Genomic DNA, 1337 nt, shown 5'->3' on the forward strand with positions numbered 1-1337 from the left:
AGGATCAACCCCCTGCAGTTTATGAAAGTGCCTGGTTCATGAGGCACGGAACAGTCTAGGAAACTAGGGTCTATTCACCATTCTTCAGGCTCGCGTTTGCGCCAGCTACCAATCTGCTCTGGCATAACAGTTGAGAACATCTCTTTAACGTCTCCGTGGTTTGGAGAATTGCCAATGAGACGCTTCACTTCAGGCCAAAACTCAGCAGGTATCAGGGTGCAAAGTTCATCCTGCTTCTTGGTTACTTCAAGGTAAAAATCTTTATGTGTTATTTTCATTCGTCACCGGTCGTATTTGTATAATCAGGTTCAACCTCTGGAAACAAACGGTCATCAACCTGACCGCCAGACGGCTTACCCTGCACAAAGTCAGTAACACGCTCAGTGATACCGGTGCTGGCGCCCTCCGCCCCCGTAAACGTGTATTCCTTCTCTCCCAGCAACAGGAAAAAATTCACCCAACTTGCTCCGTCAAAATCTTCACGCCATAACGGATAATTAAAGAACTTATAGCCATTGTGAAATTCGATGTCACATTGCTTCATGTTGGTATTGATTCTGATTTCTTTGATAAGGCGTTTAATGATGATTTGTGCTTCGATGCGGTCGGGCTTAGTTGTTAGGTCAAGATGACTTATAGTTTCGAGTTGAGATAAGGATTCCCGCTGGTGACTCTCTGCTACAGACCTTTCAGCATCCTTAATTTGCGTATTGAGTTCACGTAGTCGTTTTGCTGATGACTCTATGTCACCTGATAACTCAGCCAACTTCAAAAGATTTTCTCTTCTCTAAATAAATTCAGTAAGTTGAGACTGTAGTTTACCCATCTCTGAATCCTTCGGCTGTTTCAAAGAAAAGCGATTGGTGTTGTAGAGAAGTTCGTGAACCAATGCGCGGTCTGTTTGACGGCGACTAAGTCCTTTTGTGTTACACCGCCCTTCAGCTTTCATCGAACATTTGTAGATTCCGTTTCTTTTCGCTGTTAGACCTGCGATCACCATAATGAAACCTCACTATGAACAACGCATAGCGCCTTTGAAAAGATTTGTTAGCAGTAATAGGTCAGCTAACGGTTTACGCCTTAAACCCTGCTTAAATAATTGTAGAGCTTAAATTTTCTCATCGGTGATAATGGCTGATAGTGGTTCTATATCTTGGTGACTCCTTTGGCGCAAGTTTGTTTGAAGTGTAAAACCAATCACAATCACCGTGTTATTACTTAATAGTTAAATGGCCTAAGTCTGGGATCATAATATTTAACGGCTATGAACTGGTGATCGCAGAAGATGCGTGCAGCGCACACAACAATGACCATCATCAGTCCAGCATGCAGTTTAT

The 1337-nt window shown here is 43.1% G+C and carries 2 protein-coding genes; both read right to left on the reverse strand.

Annotation, left to right across the window (positions count from 1 at the left end):
• Positions 1–74: 74 nt before the first annotated feature.
• Complete coding sequence (locus tag DXU84_RS04800) at positions 75–278, reverse strand: hypothetical protein (protein WP_153375007.1); 204 nt, start codon at positions 276–278, stop codon at positions 75–77.
• Entirely contained in the window at positions 275–766 is a 492-nt protein-coding gene (locus DXU84_RS04805; protein WP_153375009.1) for a hypothetical protein, read from the reverse strand. Before DXU84_RS04805 ends, DXU84_RS04800 begins: the two co-directional genes overlap by 4 nt.
• Positions 767–1337: the final 571 nt, after the last annotated feature.

Origin of the sequence: Rahnella sp. RcJ3 (assembly GCF_009498575.1) — a bacterium.
GTDB lineage: Bacteria > Pseudomonadota > Gammaproteobacteria > Enterobacterales > Enterobacteriaceae > Rahnella > Rahnella aceris.

What these genes read in the sequence shown, in the direction of transcription:
- DXU84_RS04800 (WP_153375007.1), bottom strand. Translation starts at nt 278, where the DNA reads ATGAAAATAACACATAAAGATTTTTACCTTGAAGTAACCAAGAAGCAG.